This is a genomic window from Mucilaginibacter boryungensis, from assembly GCF_015221995.1.
Classification (GTDB): domain Bacteria; phylum Bacteroidota; class Bacteroidia; order Sphingobacteriales; family Sphingobacteriaceae; genus Mucilaginibacter; species Mucilaginibacter boryungensis.
This window is the reverse complement of sequence record NZ_JADFFM010000002.1, coordinates 139280-158742: the sequence shown is the minus strand read 5'-3', so window position 1 is coordinate 158742 and position 19463 is coordinate 139280. Positions and strand designations below refer to the sequence as shown.

The window sequence follows — 19463 nt, the reverse complement described above, 5'->3', positions numbered from 1 at the left end:
AAAATCTAAAGATCATGTCTGTATTTAAAAAACATTTCATCCAATTAGGATTTACACTGCTGGCTGTTATTTGCCTTAACATTGCCGCCAAAGCGCAGGATAAAATTGAAGGCCTTTGGTACAATGCTGAAAAAACCGGGAAGGTAGAAATTAAAAAAGATGCTACCGGCCATTTCAACGGCAAGGTGGTATGGCTTAAGGAGCCCTTAAAAGATGGCAAACCCAAACTTGACGAAATGAACACCGACGAAAAGCTGCGCACCCGCCCGCGTTTAGGCTTGCCGGTGCTGAACGGTTTTGTGAAGGACGGCGAGAATAAGTATGTTGACGGTACCATTTACGATCCTTTGAACGGAAAAACGTATTCCTGCAAAATGACGCTGAAGGGCAAAACGCTGGACATCCGCGGGTACATAGGTATCTCGCTGTTTGGCCGCACCACAACCTGGACGAGGGCAGATTGATACCAACGTCATAGCCACGCTACGCTCGCAAAGACATAATGAAGAATATGGTAACAACCCGTTGTATAATAAGCATAAACTAATGAGTGCTAAACGAATAATAAAGAAAGCAGCTGTACTTGGCTCAGGCGTAATGGGGAGCAGGATAGCCTGCCACTTCGCCAATGTGGGCGTGCAGGTATTGCTGCTGGATATTGTACCTAAAGATGCTGCCACTGATAAAAAAAGCCGCAATAAAATTGTAGATGATGCTTTGGCCTTCGCGCTGAAATCGAACCCATCGCCTATTTATCTGAAATCGTTTGCTAAGCGAATTACTACCGGTAATTTTGACGATGATATGCCCAAAATTGCCGATTGCGACTGGGTAATAGAAGTGGTGGTTGAACGCCTGGACATTAAACAGCAGGTGTTTGAGAAGGTGGAAAAATTCCGTAAACCCGGAACATTAATTACCACCAATACTTCAGGTATCCCTATCCATTTAATGACGGAAGGCCGCAGCGATGATTTTAAGCAGCACTTCTGCGGGAGCCACTTTTTTAACCCGCCGCGTTATCTTAAACTGCTGGAAATTATCCCGACCAAAGATACCTCACCTGAAGTGGTGAGCTTCCTGATGGAGTTTGGCGAGAAGTTTTTGGGTAAAACAACCGTTCTGGCTAAGGATACCCCAGCCTTTATTGGTAACCGTATTGGTGTGTTCAGTATTATGAGCATTCTGCACTACGTTGATAAAACCGGCATGACGGTAGAGGAAGTGGACAAGCTGACCGGCCCGGTTATCGGTCACCCAAAATCGGCTACCTTCCGTACTACCGATGTGGTGGGTTTGGATACCATGATACATGTAGCCAATGGGCTGAAAGAAAATGCCCCGGACGATGAGGCTAACGCGCTGTTCAGCATTCCAGAATATGTAAGCGGAATGGCTAAAAACAACTGGCTGGGCAGCAAAACCGAACAGGGTTTTTATAAGAAAACGAAGGTTAACGGTAAAAGCGAGTTCCAGGCGCTTGATCTGAAAACACTGGAATACAAGCCATCGCAAAAGGTGAAGTTTCCAGTGCTGGAAACTACCAAAACGGTGGATAACATGAGCGACCGGCTAAAAATGCTGTTTGCCGCGAAAGATAAGGCCGGCGATTTTTACCGCGATGTATTTTACCAGCTATTTGCCTATGCCAGCAACCGTATCCCCGAAATTTCAGACGAGCTTTATAAGATAGACGCCGCCATGAATGCCGGCTTTGGCTGGGAAATGGGGCCGTTTGAAAAATGGGACGCGCTGGGTGTTGAACCTACCGTAAAAGCTATGGAAGCCGCTGGTAACAAACCCGCGCAATGGGTATACGATATGCTGGCAAGCGGGGCTAAATCTTTTTATAAGATAGAAGATGGTCATCGCCAATACTACGATATCCCAACCAAAACGTACAAGATCATACCGGGAACGGAACAGTTTATATTGCTGGATAACATCCGCGCCAGCAAAGCTATCTGGAAAAACAGCGGCACTACCATAACCGATATTGGCGATGGTATTATCAACCTGGAATTCCATACCAAAATGAACACTATTGGCGGCGAGGTAATTGAAGGCATTAATAAAGCCATTACCCTGGCCGAGGCCTCCTACAAAGGTTTGGTCATCAGTAACGAGGGGGCCAACTTTAGCGCCGGGGCCAATGTGGGTATGATATTTATGATGGCGGTTGAACAGGAATTTGACGAGCTGAGCATGGTGATCCGCGCTTTCCAGAATACGATGATGCGGATCCGCTACTCATCCATTCCGGTAGTAATTGCGCCGCACCAAATGGCTTTAGGCGGCGGCTGCGAAATGTGCCTGCATGCCGATAAGGTAGTGGCACATGCCGAAACTTATATGGGCCTGGTTGAGTTTGGCGTAGGCTTGATCCCCGGCGGCGGCGGTACTAAGGAGTTTGCCTTAAGGTTATCGGACGAATTGCAGGAAGGGGATATTGAATTAAATAATTTCCGCGAGAGGTTCCTCACTATCGGTCAGGCTAAGGTTTCCACATCGGCTTATGAGGCCTTTGAACTGGGCTACCTGAAAAAGGGACGCGACTTAGTAGTGGTTTCTGAAAAACGTTTGCTGGCCGAGGCTAAAGAACAATGTTTACTGATGGCCGATGAAGGTTATATCCAGCCTATCCCGCGTACGGATATCCGGGTGCTGGGCAAGCAAGCTTTAGGGTTGGGTTACATTGGGGCCAACAGTATGTACAGCGGCAACTATATCAGCGAACACGATGTGAAAATATCGCAAAAGCTGGCTTATGTACTTTGCGGTGGCGACCTGTCGCAACCAAGTATTGTGAGCGAAGAATACCTGCTGAACTTGGAGCGCGAGGCATTTTTACAGCTATGCACCGAACGCAAAACGCTGGAACGCATACAAAGCATTATTACAGGTGGGAAAGTGCTGAGGAATTGAGCCCCCCGGCCCCCTAAAGGGGGGAGTGCGGGATGGCATTTAGTTGAATATAAAATAAAATTCTCCCTTTAGGGGGATAGGGGGTTATAATGAACGCATATATAGTAGCGGCTACACGCAGCGCGGTTGGTAAGGCCACTCGTGGCGGCTTCAGGTTTACACGGCCTGATACCTTGGCGGCAGATGTAATTAAGGCCTTAATGGCATCGGTTCCTAATGTGGATAAGGAGCAGATTGAGGATGTGATTGTGGGTAATGCTACGCCCGAGGCTGAGCAGGGGCTGAACGTTGGCCGCCTGATATCGCTGATGGCCTTGGATACCGATAAAGTTCCGGGCATGACGGTAAACCGTTACTGCGCTTCGGGACTGGAGACTATTGCTATTGCTTCGGCTAAAGTGCATGCGGGCATTGCCGATTGTATTATTGCAGGCGGGGTGGAAAGCATGAGTTTGCTGCCTATGGGCGGCTGGCGTATTGTGCCTAATACCGATATCGCGTTAAGCAACCCCGACTACTATTGGGGTATGGGTTTAACCGCTGAAGCCGTGGCTAAGGAATATAATGTCGGTCGCGAGGAGCAGGACCAGTTTGCTTTACAATCGCACCAAAAAGCCCTTAAAGCCATTGCTGAAGGGAAGTTTAAAGACCAGATAGTACCGATGAACATAACCGAGGTTTATGTTGATGAAAACGGCAGGAAACAGCAGCGGAATTTTACCGTTGATACCGATGAAGGCCCGCGTGCCGATACATCCTTAGATGCCTTGGCTAAGCTAAAACCGGTGTTTGATGCAAGGGGTGTGGTTACGGCCGGTAATTCATCGCAAACAAGCGATGGCGCCGCGTTTGTAATGGTGGTAAGCGAAAAGTTTATGAAAGCCAACAATCTTACGCCTATTGCCCGTTTGGTAAACTATGCCGTTGCCGGTGTGCCGCCGCGCATAATGGGTATTGGGCCGCTGGTGGCTGTCCCTAAAGTTTTAGAAGCCGCGGGTATGAAACAGCAGGATATAGACCTGGTAGAGCTGAACGAGGCCTTTGCATCGCAATCGTTAGCGGTAATAAAAGGGTTGGATTTAAATCCCGATATTGTAAATGTAAACGGAGGCGCAATTGCCCTGGGGCACCCTTTGGGTTGCACAGGTGCAAAACTATCGGTACAATTGTTTGATGAATTAAAACGGCGCGACAAAAAATACGGCATGGTTACCATGTGCGTAGGTACCGGTCAGGGCGCCGCAGGTATATTTGAACTATTATAAAATGCGTCATCCTGAACGTAGTGAAGGAACCCCGGCTATGCTAACCGGTGATCCTTCGTTAGCACTCAGGATGACGGAATTGTATACCATGAACGCGACAAGATTATTTGATTGTATGGCCCTGCAGGCCGCCGCGCCTGTAGCCAATTTGCTGAACGCTAAAGAAAATGGCGTATGGAAAGCCTATAGCACACAGCAAGTGCATCAGATGGTCAATCAGTTATCTATGGCGCTACTCAATTTAGGGATATCGCAGGGCGATGGCACTACCGAAGGGCGCGATAAAATAGCATTGATTAGCAGTGGCCGCCCCGAATGGTTAATTACCGACCTGGCCGTACAGCAAATAGGGGCTATCCTGGTGCCGCTTTATCCCAACAGTAACCCCAAGGAATTAGAACAAATACTGAATGAAGCTGAAGTAAAATATGTATTTGTAAGTAACGATGAACTGTGCGGGAAGATAACCGAAGTACAAGCTAATATCCCATCACTGAAAAAGGTTTACTCGTTTGATAAGATAAATGCCTGCGCGCATTGGCTGGAACTATTGCAGCCTTTGCAGCCGGGCGATACGGAAAAAATAAAAGCCATACGCGATACAGTTAAGGCAAACGATATTACTACTATTATTTATACGTCGGGTACTACGGGCCATCCTAAAGGCGTAATGCTGACACACAAAAATATCCTGACTAACGTGCTGGACAGCAGCAAGGTTTTAAACCAGATCCCGGCTGAACATAAAAGCGCCCTTAGCTTCCTGCCGTTGAACCACATTTTTGAAAAGATGTGTACTTACATCTATATGTTTAACGGTTTTGCAATATCGTATGCCGAAAGTATGGATACCATTGGCCCTAATTTGCGAGAGGTGAAACCGGATATTTTTACCGCTGTACCACGCTTGTTAGAAAAAGTTTTTGAGCGTATTATGGATGCCGGGCAAAAACTGACCGGCCTGAAAAAGAAGATCTTTTTATGGTCGATAAAAGTAGCCGAGGAGTTTGAAATTAATCACGGTGCTATGTATGCCATAAAGTTGGCCATTGCCGATAAACTGGTATTCAGCAAATGGCGCGAAGCAGTGGGGGGCAATGTAAAGGCTATTGTGGTTGGTAGTTCGGCTACACCCATTAAACTGGAGAAAATATTTACCGCTGCTAAAATTGTGATACTGGAAGGCTATGGCTTAACTGAAACATCGCCGGTTATTGCGGTAAACCAATACCTGCCCGATATGCGGAAATTTGGTACAGTTGGTCCATTGTTGGGCGGCGTGCAGGTAAAGATAGCTGAGGACGGCGAGATACTGTGCAAGGGCGATAATGTAATGGCCGGTTACTATAAAAATCCCGAAATGACGGCCGAAGTGATGCAGGATGGCTGGTTTCATACCGGCGATATAGGGGTGCTGGATGAAGGCAAATTTTTGAAGATAACCGACCGTAAAAAAGAGATATTCAAAACATCGGGCGGCAAATATGTGGCCCCGCTGCCTATTGAAAATAAAATGAAGGAGAATCATTTTATTGAGCAGATGATGGTGATAGGTTCTGAACGGAAATTTGTCGCGGCGCTCATCGTCCCATCATATACCAACCTTTTGCCATGGTGCAAGGAGAACGACATCCTGTTTATTAACCACGCCGAATTAGTGAAAGATAAGCGTGTAATGGAATTATTTAAAGCAGCGGTTAACGAATTCAATCCCGAATTTAACCATGTGGAGCAGGTGAAAAAGATTGCTTTGCTGCCTAACGAATGGTCGGTTGAAAGCGGTGAACTAACCCCAACCGGAAAAATGAAACGCAAAGTGATCATGGAAAAATATCACGATGTGATTGATAAGCTTTACCGCGAAGATGTTAACGATACAGACTGCACCGTTATCCCCCCAACCCATTAATGAATACTTTTAAACTCACCATTACCGATCGTTTAGCTACCATTCAGTTAGACAGGGGGCGCTCTAACCCTATCAATTTGGATATGGTAAAAGAGCTTACCAGTGCCGTTAAGGATCTGGACGGGGACAGGGAAGTTGGCGGGTTGATTATAACCGGTAAAGAAGGTTTCTTTTCATCGGGGATTGACCTGATAGAGGCTTATAATTATGATGAAGTGCAAAGCCGGGAATTTTGGACAGACTTTTTGCAACTGCAAGTGGTATTGGCTTCATTTAAAAAGCCATTGGTGGCCGCCATTAGCGGGCATAGCCCGGCGGGCGGCTGTATTATGGCTATTTGCTGCGATTACCGCCTGCTGGCCGATGGTAAATTCATTATTGGATTAAACGAGGTGCCGGTGGGTATCATTGTCCCGGATAGCGTTTTCAATGTATACTCATTTTGGCTGGGCCAGCGCAAAGCTTACCAGTATTTAATGGAAGGGCGTTTATTGAATGTTGGCGAAGCCCTGGAAGCGGGCCTGATTGATGAGGTAACCGCTCCTGATGAACTGATGGCAGCTGCCGAAAGACGGGCGCGTGCCTATATGCAGTTCAGTCCAAAGGTATGGTGGCAAACTAAACTAAACTTGCGAAAGGAATTACTGGCCCAACTAAATACCGACCAAACCGAAACCCTGGATATTATGCTGAAGCAATGGTGGGCGCCATCAACCCGTAAAGGTTTGGAAATGATGATACAACAGTTAACTGCTAAAAAATAACAGCTATGAGCGTTACAGGAATGCTAAGGGACGATGCCCTGAAAGGGAAAACCATTATTGTAACAGGCGGTGGTACCGGTTTGGGCAAAGCCATGGGTACTTACTTTTTGCAACTGGGCGCTAATTTGGTTATTACCAGTCGTAAGCTGGATGTGCTGCAAAAAACGGCTGCCGAAATGGAGGCCGAAACCGGCGGCAAAGTATTGGCCGTAAGCTGCGATGTGCGCGATTATACCCAGGTGGAAGCGATGCTACAGCAATCAATAGAAAAATTTGGCCGGGTTGATGCTTTGCTGAATAATGCTGCGGGCAACTTTATTTCGCCTACAGAGCGCTTATCCGCTAACGCATTTTCATCTATAATTGATATTGTATTAAAAGGCTCGGTGAATTGCTCACTAGCTTTAGGAAAATACTGGATAGCCGAAAAGATCCCCGGTAACATCCTGAATATTATTACCACTTATGCCTTCACGGGTTCTGCTTATGTAGTACCATCGGCCTGTGCCAAAGGCGGTGTACTGGCCATGACGCGTTCTTTGGCGGTAGAGTGGGGCCGTCACCAGATACGTACTAACGCTATTGCCCCCGGACCATTCCCAACTAAAGGGGCCTGGGAACGTTTGTTACCCGGCGATATGGCGGCTAAGTTCGATTTTAAAAACCGCGTGCCCCTTAAACGTGTGGGCGAGCATCAGGAACTGGCTAACCTGGCCGCCTTCCTTGTATCCGATTTCTCTGGCTATATCAACGGCGAGGTGATCACCATAGATGGCGGCGAATGGCTGCAGGGCGCAGGCCAGTTCAATCCCATGGAAATGGTACCCGACCAAATGTGGGATATGATAGAGCAGAGTACACGGGCGGTGGGTAAATCTTAGGTAACCGTTGCTTTTAATGCAGGTAACAGAATTTTCTACTTATAATATTCTCAGCATGATGGTGCATGATGCGAATCCATACTTCGCCATTTACATTTGATTTACCCAATCGATTGTACCTGAATACCATGAAGAAAATTACTTTCGTTTTAGCGCTGATATTAAGCGCGGTAGCTGGCTTTGCCCAAATACCTGATAGCATAGCTGATCGTATCAAAATAATTAAAAAGTACGTTTTTGAAGATTATAAGCAAATGCTTAAGCAACCTACCGGCGCGCTGCTTTATCCATACATTACACCCGGCAGCAAATCCTATGCAGCGGTACTTTGGGATTGGGATTCCTGGCTGAGTAATATCGCCCTGCGGCAGATACTTCAGGATAGGGGAACGGCTGCTGATAAACGTGAAGCGGTGGCTTATGAGCAGGGCTGCGTGCTAAATTACCTGGCTTATACCGGGGCAGACGGCTATATGCCCATGGTGGTAGACAGGGATGCTGATCCGGCTAAAATAAAACCTGCAGATATATACAGCACCAACATGCACAAGCCTGTAATTGCACAGCATGCGGCGTTTCTGAGCAAGTTAAATGATGGTAATGCAGAATGGCTGCGCGAGAAATTCAGTCTGATGCAGGCTTTTATAAAAAATTATCAAACACACCATAGGAATGAAGACACCGGCTTGTTCTTTTGGCAGGATGACCTGGCCATAGGCGTAGATAACGATCCGTCAACGTTTTTCCGGCCTAAGCGCAGTTCGGCCTCCATCTATTTAAACTGCCTGATGTATAAGGAACTACAGGCAATGGCCTACCTTGCAGAATGTTTGAAACTGAAAGAAGCCAGTCTGCAATATGACCGGGATGCAGCGGCATTAAAGGCAGCCATTCAAAAAAACTGCTGGGACGAAAAAGACGGGTTTTATTACTCCGTCGACTTGAACCTGCGGCCGATCACTAATGAACCCTCTATTGTATTTGGGAAACCTTTTGTGCTGCACAAGGGCATGCCCCGCACTTATGCTGGGTTGATCCAGCGCTTCGGTGTATGGTCGGGCTTTATGGCTATGTGGGCTGGTATCGCCACCCCCGAGCAAGCCAAAAGGATGGTAGCTGAAAATTACCTCGACAAACGTACTTTCAACGCCAGGTATGGCATCCGCACCTTATCTAAGCTCGAAAAAATGTATAGCCTTAAAGCAAGCAGTAACCCATCAAACTGGTTGGGGCCAATATGGGGTATATCCAATTACTTAACTTACCGGGGCCTGCTAAAATACGGGTACAAGAAGGAGGCTACCGGGTTGGCCTATAAAACCATCATGTTATTTGGCAATGATTTTAAAAAGGAAGGCGCGCTGCACGAATATTACGATCCGGATACCGGCGCCCCAATTATGAACAAGGGTTTTCAAAACTGGAATTACCTGGTACTAAATATGATCGATCAATTGACCGGTCACATCACCATCGAAGAGTTTTAGTGCCTTTGGCAGTGACAGGTTTTTGTCATGCTAATATTTAAAAATTTCCACTCCAATTTTGGGTTTTGTCATGTCTGTGTCAGTTTGGCAGTGAAAATATTTTCAAAATGCTAAGGCGGCAGTTATTTCCTGATATGGAATGAATTTTTCCCTGTTTTCTTACATTCTTATTTATTTTTATTCGTTTTTATTCATAATCAGGGATTTTTCACTCAAAAAACACAGATTATTCCGGGAAATATCAAAAAAGTGGTTTTCGGCAAAAAAGTTTCTGCTTTTTCAGGATTTTGAAAAATCAATCTTTTTAAAACATTCGGTTTTGATGTAATTTTTAAAAACGGATAAGTTTTTTCCTTTTTCCGTCAAATATTTACTGCCGATTTTTTCATTTGTAAAATTTCTAAAAATGCAAAAATTGGCAATTTGATCCCTTTAAATGCACCGAAATTTTACTGGCATATTTTTGGCGCGTATTGTGGCATGGCAGGCGTTTGTCATGTTTATCAGGCTGATTTACAGTAAGGAACATGACAGTCGTCTTCCCCCGAAAATCATAATTATTAAACATTAAAATTGGAACTCATGACAACTGTATTAGAATTTGCAGCATTATTAATTGTTTTGTTAAGCCCGCTATTTGCCCCAAGGAAGAAAGTAGCTTAATTACTTAATAATTATTGCTGATAAAAAGGATAGCCCTTCAACCGGGCTATCCTTTTTTGTTTTTCTACACCTTCCCAACCCATCTCTTCCGGGATAAAAAAAACTATAATTTAATTAGTGTACTTATTACAATTTGTCTTACCTTGTCTTTCGATTTTGTATTCATTTTGTTACCAATTGCTGTGAATAGTTAAAAGCGATATATTTACCTTGTTCGTACAATAAAAACCTTCTTTATAAACTCATATTATGGCTAATAACGTATACGACGCGATAGTGATCGGGTCGGGTATATCCGGCGGGTGGGCCGCCAAAGAGCTGACAGAAAAAGGCTTAAAAACCATTATGCTGGAGCGCGGTAAAAACATTGAACATATTAAAGGCTATGTAAATGCCAATAAAGACCCATGGGAAATTCCGCACCATGGCAGCCGCACGCAGCAAATGCTGAAAGACCATCCCGTGCTGAAACGCGATTATGTACTTAGCGAAGCCAACCTTGATTACTGGACAAACGAAAAGGAAAGCCCTTATAAAGAGGTTAAACCTTTCGATTGGTTTCGTGGGTACCATGTGGGCGGGCGCTCGCTGATGTGGGGCCGCCAAAGCTATCGCTGGGGCGATGTTAACTTTGAAGATAACCTGAAGGACGGCGTCGGGATAGACTGGCCTATACGTTATAAAGATATTGCGCCATGGTATAGCCATGTAGAGAAATTTGCAGGGATCAGCGGGTCGAATGAAGATCTGCCACAACTACCCGCCGGCGATTACCTGCCTGCCATGGAAATGAACGTGGTGGAGAAAGACGTGGCTGCCCGCATTAAAAAGAATTTTAAAGACCGTTGCATGATCATCGGTCGTACGGCTAATATTACCGTACCGCATAATGGCCGCACCAACTGCCAATACCGCAACAAATGCGCGCTGGGATGCCCTTTCGGGGGATACTTCAGTACACAGGCATCAACCTTGCCTGCCGCTATGAAGACAGGGAACTTAACCCTGCGCCCTTTCTCTATCGTAACCCAAATTTTGTACGATAAGGACACCAAAAAGGCAAAAGGCGTGCAGATCATTGATGCGGAAACCAATCAGACCTATGAATACTACGCCAAGGTAATCTTCCTTAACGCGTCGACCCTAAATTCTACCTGGGTGCTGATGAATTCGGCAACTGATGTTTGGGATGGCGGTTTAGGCAGCAGCAGCGGCGAATTAGGCCATAACCTGATGGACCATCACTTTAAATGCGGCGCAGGTGGTGATATTGAAGGCTACGAGGATAAATACTATTTCGGCCGCAGGGCAAATGGTATATATATCCCGCGCTACCGCAACCTGTTTGGCGATAAACGCGATTACCTGCGGGGCTTTGGTTACCAGGGAGGCGCCAGCCGCCAGGGGTGGAGCCGTGAGATTGCCGAAATGGGCATAGGCGCCGATTTTAAAGAAGCGCTTACCGAACCAGGCAAATGGACAATGGGTATCACCGGCTTTGGTGAAACGCTGCCATACCACGAGAATAAGATCACATTAGATAAATCTAAAAAAGATAAATGGGGCCTGCCGATTTTAGCCATCGATGCCGAGATAAAGGAAAATGAGATAAAGATGCGCAAGGATATGATGCAGGACGCGGTAGAAATGCTGGAAAGTGTAGGTGTGAAAAATGTGAAAACCTTTGATAACGGTTATACATTAGGCGCAGGTATTCACGAGATGGGTACGGCGCGTATGGGGCATGATCCTAAAACATCGGTACTCAACAAGAATAACCAGGTTTGGGATGCCCAGAATGTATATGTTACCGATGGCGCCTGTATGACATCTGCTGCTTGTCAAAACCCATCGTTAACCTATATGGCGCTTACCGCCCGTGCGGTCGACCATGCCTTTGGCGAACTTAAAAAGCAAAATATTTAAATAGTTTACATTAGTTAAAACATACTTAATACTATGAAAAATGAAACTACCGGCCAGCCTGATGCATCCAGGCGGTCATTTATAAAGAACAGCGCTATTGCTGCCGCAGGTATTATGATCGTTCCGCGCCATGTTTTAGGCGGTCCGGGTTTTATTGCCCCCAGCGATAAACTGATCATTGCATCGGTAGGGGTGGGTGGTAAAGGTAAAAGCGATATTGCAAATTTTTACAAAAGCGGCAAAGCCGAAATTGCTTACCTGTGCGATGTTGACGATGTGCGCGCTGCCGACTCGGTGAAAGCGTTCCCCAAAGCTAAATACTATAAAGACTGGCGCCAGATGTTCGATAAAGAATCGAAAAACTTCGACGCGGTATCTATATCAACCCCCGACCATAACCACGCCATTATTACCTTGGCCGCTATGCAAATGGGTAAACACGTTTACGTACAAAAACCAATGACGCATGACCTGTACGAGGCCCGTGCTTTAACCAATGCTGCCGAAAAATATAAAGTGGTTACACAAATGGGTAACCAGGGCGCATCGGGCGATGGTGTAAGGCAACTGCGCGAGTGGTATAACGCTGGTGTTATTGGCGATGTACATACCATTTACTGCTGGACAAACCGCCCGGTATGGCCGCAGGGTATCCCATGGCCAAACACACCTAAACAAGTGCCGTCTACTTTAGACTGGAACCTGTGGCTGGGTACTGCCCCGCAAAAAGATTATGTAGATAACCTGGTACCATTTAACTGGCGCGGCTGGTGGGATTACGGAACCGGCGCGCTGGGAGATATGGGTTGCCATATTGTGGAAGCGCCATTTAGTGTATTGAACCTGAAATACGCCCGCGATGTGCAGGCCAGCGTTGGCAGTGTATACGTAGGCGAATTTAAACAGGGTTATTTCCCTGATAGCTGTCCGCCATCAAGCCATGCTACGCTTACTTTCCCTAAAACCAACAAAACCAAAGGCGATGTAGTATTGCATTGGATGGACGGCGGTATCCAACCCGAACGCCCTGATGAATTAGGCCCTAATGAAGTATTTGGCGATAGCGAGGGTAACGGTATCCTGTTCATTGGTACTAAAGGCAAAATGATAGCCGGCTGCTACGCTAACGATCCTAAACTGCTGCCAACATCGCGTACTGATAAGGTACATGTGAAGCAAACCCTGGCCCGTGTGCCCGGCAGTGCTAACGGACACTATGCGCAATGGGTAGAAGGCTGTATTGCCGGTTATGGCAAAACCGAGCTAAGCTCGCCGTTTGAAAAAGCTGGCCCGTTGACCGAATGTTTGCTGATGGCTAACCTGGCTATTCGTGGTCATGAGATCAGGACGCCTAAGGCTGATGGTAAAGGCTTCAATTATCCGGCCCGTAACATCAAACTGGTTTGGGATAACGATAATATGCGGGTAACCAATGTTGATGAAGCTAACCAGTTTGTTAAACGTACATATCGCGAAGGCTGGCACCTTGGCGCTTAATCTTTAATCAAAAAATCTAATCATATAAAAATATGAACAGAAGAGAAGCTATTGAAAGGGTAGCCCTTATTATGGGCGGTACAGTTATAGGTGCCGAATTCTTTCTGAGCGGTTGTGTAACTGCACCCAAAAACTATAATGAACTGTTTAGCAACGACCAGGTGGCTTTAATGGATGAAATTGGCGATACTATTATCCCTGCAACTAAAACACCCGGTGCAAAAGCTATAGGCATAGGCAAATTTATGGCCTTTATGGTGAAGGATTGCTATAACGATAAAAACCAGGCCATTTTTACCGACGGCCTAACCAAGGTGAACGATGCCTGTAAGAAAAAGTATAATGCCGATTTTATGGCCTGCACACCCGCACAACGCACAGAGGTGCTAAACGCACTGGATGCCGAACAAAAAGCTTATACCAAAACAAAAAAGAAGGAAGACCCGAACCATTATTTCCGCATGCTGAAGGAATTGACGCTGCTGGGCTACTTTACTTCGAAAGAAGGCTGTACCCAGGCATTACGCTATGTACCTGTACCGGGAAAATATGATGGTAACCTGCCATATAAAAAAGGCGACAAAGCCTGGGCAACCTAATTAACAGATTGATAGATGGAAAACAAACAAAATCGCAGATCGGCTATAAAAAATATGGTTACCGGGACAGTTGCCGTAGGCGCTGCCGGTATGCTGTCGTCTTTTACCTCAGTTGCCGACGAGCAAAATACAACAATGGCGCTTAAAGGAAATATTCATCACTCGGTATGCCCCTGGGCCTACAAACCCATGACGCTGGACGAACTTTGCATCGAAGCGAAAAAAATGGGCATTACAGGTATCGACCTGCTGGGCCCCAACGATTGGGCAACGGTTAAAAAACACGGGCTCGATTCGCCAATGTGTAATGGCGCCGAAATAAACCTGACCGACGGCTTTGCCGAGCCCAAATTCCACGCTACGCTGCAAAAGAACTATGCGGAAATGATACCCAAGGTAGCTGCAGCAGGTTATAAAAACCTGATCTGTTTTAGCGGTAGCCGCCGCGATATGGATAATGAAACCGGTTGGAAAAACTGTGTGGAAGGACTGAAGCCTTTAGTGGCCTTGGCTGAGAAGCATAACGTAGTACTGGTGATGGAATTGCTGAACAGCAAGATAAACCACAAGGATTACTTTTGCGACCGTACATCGTGGGGGGTAGAACTTTGCAAACGCTTAGGGTCGGAGAATTTTAAGCTATTGTTCGATATATACCATATCCAGGTTGATGAGGGCGATGTGATCCATAATATTAAGGAAAGCCACCAGTATATAGCCCATTATCACACCGGCGGTGTGCCGGGCCGTAACGAGATTGACGAAACCCAGGAACTTTATTACCCGGCAATAATGAAAGCTATTGTGGCTACGGGCTATAAAGGCTACGTGGCACAGGAATTTATTCCGAAAAACCCGGATAAGATGGCATCATTAAGGAAAGCTATCCAGATATGTGATGTGTAATTAAAAATACTATAAACTCCCAAACTATATATGACTAACAGAAGAACTTTCCTTAAACAAACCGGCCTTGTTTCGGCAGGTATGTTTTTGGGTAAACCCGATATGCTTTTTGCAAAACCATCTAACCTGAAGGTTGGCTTACAACTATATTCCCTGCGCGATTATTTGGCTAAGGATATTAAAGGCGTAATTGCCAAAGTGGCCAAAGCGGGTTACCAGGAAGTGGAAACCTATGGCTATGATACGGCTAAAAAAACTTTTTGGGGATTAAGCCCTAAAGAATTTAAAATGCTGCTGGCCGATAACGGTTTAAAATCGCCAAGCGGGCATTATGGCGTTGATGAGATAATGACTAACGGCAAGGAAGACGACCTTAAACTTTGCATTGAAGCCGCCGCGCAGTTAGGCCAGGAAACGCTTGTAGTACCGCATTTAGCAGACAAATTCAGAAAAACAGCTGCCGACCTGCATAAAATTGCCCAAAACGTGAATAAGATAGGGGTTTTGACCAAACAATCGGGCATAAAAACCGGGTATCACAACCACAATTTCGAGTTTCAGCCGGTGGATGGTGTAATGTTAGAAGATGTATTGTTAAAAGAGACCGATCCTAAGCTGGTAACTTTTGAAATGGATATCTATTGGGTTGTTCGCGCGGGCCAGGACCCGGTAAAACTAATACAGGAACATCCGGGCCGCTTTAGCATGTGGCATATAAAAGATATGGACAAGGTTAAACGCGAGCTTAATACCGAAGTTGGCTCAGGTAGTATCGATTTTAAAAAGATATTCGAATATCAAAAGTTATCCGGCGTTAAACACATTTATATGGAGCAGGAAAATTTTTCGATGGATGCTTACGCCAGTATCACGCAAAGCGCATCGTACATTAAAAATACCTTGTTGAAATAACAGGATCTTCACCTCAAATAGTAAAAATGAAACGTTTTATATTGATCGCCTTGTTAGGCACTGCGGGCATACTTACCGCATCGGCGCAAGCCAAACATGAGGATACTGAATTTTACACGCCCGTACCGCCTGTAGTTACGCCAGGTGCTGCCTGCGGCGCGGCGCCATCTGATGCTGTTATATTGTTTGATGGCAAAAACCTTGATCAATGGGTTACTGCCGATGATAAATCGCCCGCCAAGTGGACGGTAGCTAACGGTGTATTAACTGTTAAAAAAGGAACAGGCAATATTGAAACCAAAAAGACTTTCAATAATTACCAGTTACATATTGAATGGAAGATCCCCGAAAATATTACCGGCGAAGGCCAGGGCAGGGGTAACAGCGGCGTGTTTTTAGCCTCGATAGGTAAAGGCGATGCCGGGTACGAATTGCAAGTACTGGACAACTACAACAATAAAACCTACACTAACGGGCAGGCGGGCAGTATCTACAAGCAATCGGTTCCGCTGGTTAACCCTAACCGCAAACCCGGCGAGTGGCAAACTTACGATGTGATTTGGACTGCCCCGGTATTCAACACGGATGGTACATTGAAAAGTGCCGCTCGTGTAACTGTGCTGTTTAACGGGGTACTGGTACAAAACAATTTTGAACTGAAAGGGCCTACACAGTATATCGGTCAGCCAGCTTATACGCAGGCCCATGGCGCCAGCCCGATAAAACTGCAAGCCCACGGCGATAAAAGCGAGCCGATAAGCTTTAGGAATATTTGGGTGAGAGAGATTGTAGCCCCCTAACCCCCCTAAAGGGGGAATAATTTCGGAATGCGGAATGCCAATTTCGGAATGAGAATAAAATAAAATCAGCTTGTCATTTCGAACGAGCGGCGGGGAAAATGGAAGGGCGAGGAGAACTATCTCTTGACCGAAGGGAAAAAATCTTATACGCTATAAAGGCAGACTCAGTATAGCGTATAAGATTTCTCTCTGTCGTTCGAAATGACACAATTATAAAAAAAAAACACAAAATGAAACTACGATTGGGTATGATAGGCGGCGGGAGCGGGGCATTTATTGGCGCCGTACACCGCATAGCTGCCCGTATTGATGATAAATACGAACTGGTTTGCGGCGCTTTTAGCAGCGATGCGGAGAAATCAAAAGCCAGCGGTGTAGTGCTTGGACTGGATGCCAGCCGGGTTTACGCATCGTACCAGGAACTGATTGAGAAAGAAAAACAACTGCCTGAAAGCGAACGCGTGCAGGTGATCAGTATCGTGACGCCTAACCATGTGCATTTTGCGCCAACTAAACTGGCTTTGGAAAATGGTTTTCATGTAGTGCTGGATAAACCCATGACTTTCTCGCTGGCTGAAGCGAAAGAATTACAAAAAGTTGTGGAATCAAGCGGGAAACTTTTCTGCCTCACACATACTTATACGGGTTACCCAATGGTGAAGGAAGCCAGGCAATTTGTAGCTTCAGGGAAGTTGGGAAAGGTAAGAAAAGTGTATGTGGAATATCCGCAGGGCTGGTTAAGCGAATTTACCGAGGCCACCGGCAACAAACAGGCCAGCTGGCGTACCGACCCTAAGCAAAGTGGCATAGCCGGTGCCATGGGCGATATTGGTACCCATGTTTTTAACCTGTTGGAATATGTAAGCGGGTTGCAGGTCACTAAAATTTGCGCTGATATTAATATAGTTGTCGATGGTCGTAAACTTGATGATGATGGCGCAGTGCTGCTAAAACTAAGCGGCAATGCCAGCGGTGTACTTACGGCCACCCAAATTGCCGCGGGCGAAGAGAATAATGTGAAGATAAGGGTATACGGCGAAAAAGGCGGTTTGGAATGGCAGCAAAGCGACGCCAATACACTGCAAATAAAATGGCTGGATAAACCGGCAGAAATATGGCGCACCGGCGCAGGCTATTTAAGTAGCTATGCGCAGCACAATACGCGCACGCCGCCGGGTCACCCCGAGGGGTACCTGGAAGCATTTGCTAACCTGTACCGCAACTTTGCCGAGTGTGTGGAAGCAGATTTGGAAGGCAAGCAACCGAAGCCTGAATCGCTGGATTACCCGGGGATTGAGGAAGGTGTGCGGGGCATGGCCTTTATAGAAAATGTAATTGCTTCGGGTAAGTCCGAGCAAAAATGGTTGGATTTTACCGTATAATTGAGATATAATGACAACAGTAAAAGGACCGGCAATATTCATCGCGCAGTTTATAGGCGATAGTGCACCGTTCAATACTTTAGAAGGTATCTGCGGCTGGGCTGCGGGTTTAGGCTTTAAAGGCGTGCAATTGCCAACAATCGATGCCCGTTTTATCGACCTGCAAAAAGCTGCTGAAAGTAAGACCTACGCCGATGAAATTAAAGGCAGGGTAAACGCAGCTGGGTTGGAGATCACCGAACTATCTACACATTTACAGGGTCAGCTGGTGGCTGTCAACCCGGTGTACGACGACCTTTTTGATGGTTTTGCCCCTAAGAAATATCATGGCAACCCTAAAGCCCGGCAGGAATGGGCCGTGCAGCAGTTGAAGTACGCTGCAAAAGCATCGCAAAACCTGGGATTGAACGCCAGCGTAACCTTTAGCGGGGCATTGCTTTGGCCAATGCTTTACCCATGGCCCCAAAGGCCGGCAGGTATTGTAGAAACCTGCTTTACCGAACTGGCCAAGCGCTGGAAACCCATACTGGATATTTACGACGAGCATGGCATTGACCTGTGCTACGAGATACATGCCGGCGAGGACCTGCACGATGGCATCACCTACGAGATGTTTCTTGATAAGGTGAATAATCACAAGCGTGCTTGTTTGCTATACGATCCGTCGCATTTTATATTGCAATGCCTGGATTACCTGGAATATATTGATCTGTATCACGAACGTATTAAAATGTTCCATGTAAAAGATGCCGAGTTTAACCCAACAGGCAGGCAAGGCGTTTACGGGGGCTATCAAAACTGGATCGACCGAGCAGGCCGTTTCCGCTCGCTGGGCGATGGGCAGGTTGATTTTAAGTCTATCTTTAGTAAGATGGCACAATACGATTATAAAGGCTGGGCGGTACTGGAATGGGAGTGTGCCCTTAAACATCCCGAAGACGGGGCAAGAGAAGGCGCGCAATTTATTAAAGACCATATTATCCGGGTAACTGAAAGGGCGTTTGATGACTTCGCAGCATCGGGCGCGGACGATGCGTTGAACAAAAAAACATTAGGCATATAACATTAACACACAAATACTGATAAACAATAATGAAAACATCTATTCTATTTTTAGCGTTAGCTTTAGTTCTTGCTGCCTGCAGCTCAAATTCAACAAGTAATAACAATGGCGATACTAGTGCAACCAAGCAGGATGCGGTAGCCCAAAACTCAAGCGCAGCTACCGATACCCCGGGTTCCAAAAATGGAACTGAAGCTACCGGTGCATCAAAAGGCGAAACGCTTATGGCATCATCAGACTGTAATACTTGCCACAAAGCTGATGTGAAGTTGGTAGGGCCATCATTTAAAGATATTGCTGCAAAATATACCGATGCCGATGTAGATAAACTGGCTGATAAAGTAATAAAAGGCGGCAGCGGTAACTGGGGTGAAGTAGCTATGACACCACACCCTAGTATATCAAAAGACGACGCTAAAGAAATGGTGAAGTTTATCTTATCGCATAAATAAGAAACCAAAAACCAATTATAAACCTAAAACTA

Annotated in this window: 16 protein-coding genes; all 16 read left to right on the top strand. The window is 46.0% G+C overall.

Features of this window, described 5'->3' with window-relative positions:
• The first annotated feature begins 14 nt into the window (after positions 1-14).
• Positions 15-464, top strand: a complete 450-nt coding sequence (locus tag IRJ18_RS13520) for a DUF2147 domain-containing protein (protein ID WP_194106851.1) — start codon at positions 15-17, stop codon at positions 462-464.
• An 82-nt stretch (positions 465-546) separates the two neighbouring features.
• Positions 547-2925, top strand: coding sequence for a 3-hydroxyacyl-CoA dehydrogenase/enoyl-CoA hydratase family protein (locus tag IRJ18_RS13515; protein WP_194108235.1), 2379 nt, complete (start codon positions 547-549; stop codon positions 2923-2925).
• 89 nt (positions 2926-3014) lie between these two features.
• Positions 3015-4190 (top strand): acetyl-CoA C-acyltransferase, encoded by a 1176-nt coding sequence (locus IRJ18_RS13510; RefSeq protein WP_194106850.1) that lies wholly within the window; start codon positions 3015-3017, stop codon positions 4188-4190.
• Between the two features lies 1 nt (position 4191).
• Positions 4192-6099, top strand: a complete 1908-nt coding sequence (locus IRJ18_RS13505) for an AMP-dependent synthetase/ligase (protein ID WP_228072859.1) — start codon at positions 4192-4194, stop codon at positions 6097-6099.
• Positions 6099-6863 (top strand): enoyl-CoA hydratase/isomerase family protein, encoded by a 765-nt coding sequence (locus IRJ18_RS13500; RefSeq protein ID WP_194106849.1) that lies wholly within the window; start codon positions 6099-6101, stop codon positions 6861-6863. The genes IRJ18_RS13505 and IRJ18_RS13500 overlap by 1 nt, the downstream gene beginning before the upstream one ends.
• Before the next feature lie 5 nt (positions 6864-6868).
• Complete coding sequence (locus tag IRJ18_RS13495) at positions 6869-7744, top strand: SDR family oxidoreductase (RefSeq protein ID WP_228072858.1); 876 nt, start codon at positions 6869-6871, stop codon at positions 7742-7744.
• Between the two features lie 128 nt (positions 7745-7872).
• Positions 7873-9231: an MGH1-like glycoside hydrolase domain-containing protein gene (locus IRJ18_RS13490; protein WP_194106848.1), complete on the top strand. Its 1359-nt coding sequence runs from the start codon at positions 7873-7875 to the stop codon at positions 9229-9231.
• A 912-nt stretch (positions 9232-10143) separates the two neighbouring features.
• On the top strand, positions 10144-11820 hold the full coding sequence (locus IRJ18_RS13485; protein ID WP_194106847.1) for a GMC oxidoreductase: 1677 nt from the start codon (positions 10144-10146) through the stop codon (positions 11818-11820).
• A gap of 33 nt (positions 11821-11853) precedes the next feature.
• On the top strand, positions 11854-13317 hold the full coding sequence (locus IRJ18_RS13480) for a Gfo/Idh/MocA family protein (RefSeq protein WP_194106846.1): 1464 nt from the start codon (positions 11854-11856) through the stop codon (positions 13315-13317).
• A 32-nt stretch (positions 13318-13349) separates the two neighbouring features.
• Entirely contained in the window at positions 13350-13916 is a 567-nt protein-coding gene (locus IRJ18_RS13475) for a gluconate 2-dehydrogenase subunit 3 family protein (RefSeq protein ID WP_194106845.1), read from the top strand.
• A gap of 15 nt (positions 13917-13931) precedes the next feature.
• Positions 13932-14822 (top strand): hydroxypyruvate isomerase family protein, encoded by an 891-nt coding sequence (locus IRJ18_RS13470; RefSeq protein WP_194106844.1) that lies wholly within the window; start codon positions 13932-13934, stop codon positions 14820-14822.
• A gap of 30 nt (positions 14823-14852) precedes the next feature.
• Positions 14853-15734: a sugar phosphate isomerase/epimerase family protein gene (locus tag IRJ18_RS13465; RefSeq protein ID WP_194106843.1), complete on the top strand. Its 882-nt coding sequence runs from the start codon at positions 14853-14855 to the stop codon at positions 15732-15734.
• Positions 15735-15760: 26 nt separating this feature from the next.
• Positions 15761-16534, top strand: a complete 774-nt coding sequence (locus IRJ18_RS13460; protein WP_194106842.1) for a 3-keto-disaccharide hydrolase — start codon at positions 15761-15763, stop codon at positions 16532-16534.
• 230 nt (positions 16535-16764) lie between these two features.
• A complete protein-coding gene (locus IRJ18_RS13455) occupies positions 16765-17916 on the top strand; it encodes a Gfo/Idh/MocA family protein (protein ID WP_228072856.1) in 1152 nt (383 codons plus the stop codon).
• A gap of 10 nt (positions 17917-17926) precedes the next feature.
• On the top strand, positions 17927-18979 hold the full coding sequence (locus IRJ18_RS13450; protein ID WP_194106841.1) for a sugar phosphate isomerase/epimerase family protein: 1053 nt from the start codon (positions 17927-17929) through the stop codon (positions 18977-18979).
• A gap of 29 nt (positions 18980-19008) precedes the next feature.
• Positions 19009-19431, top strand: a complete 423-nt coding sequence (locus IRJ18_RS13445) for a c-type cytochrome (RefSeq protein ID WP_194106840.1) — start codon at positions 19009-19011, stop codon at positions 19429-19431.
• The last annotated feature ends 32 nt before the right edge of the window (positions 19432-19463 follow it).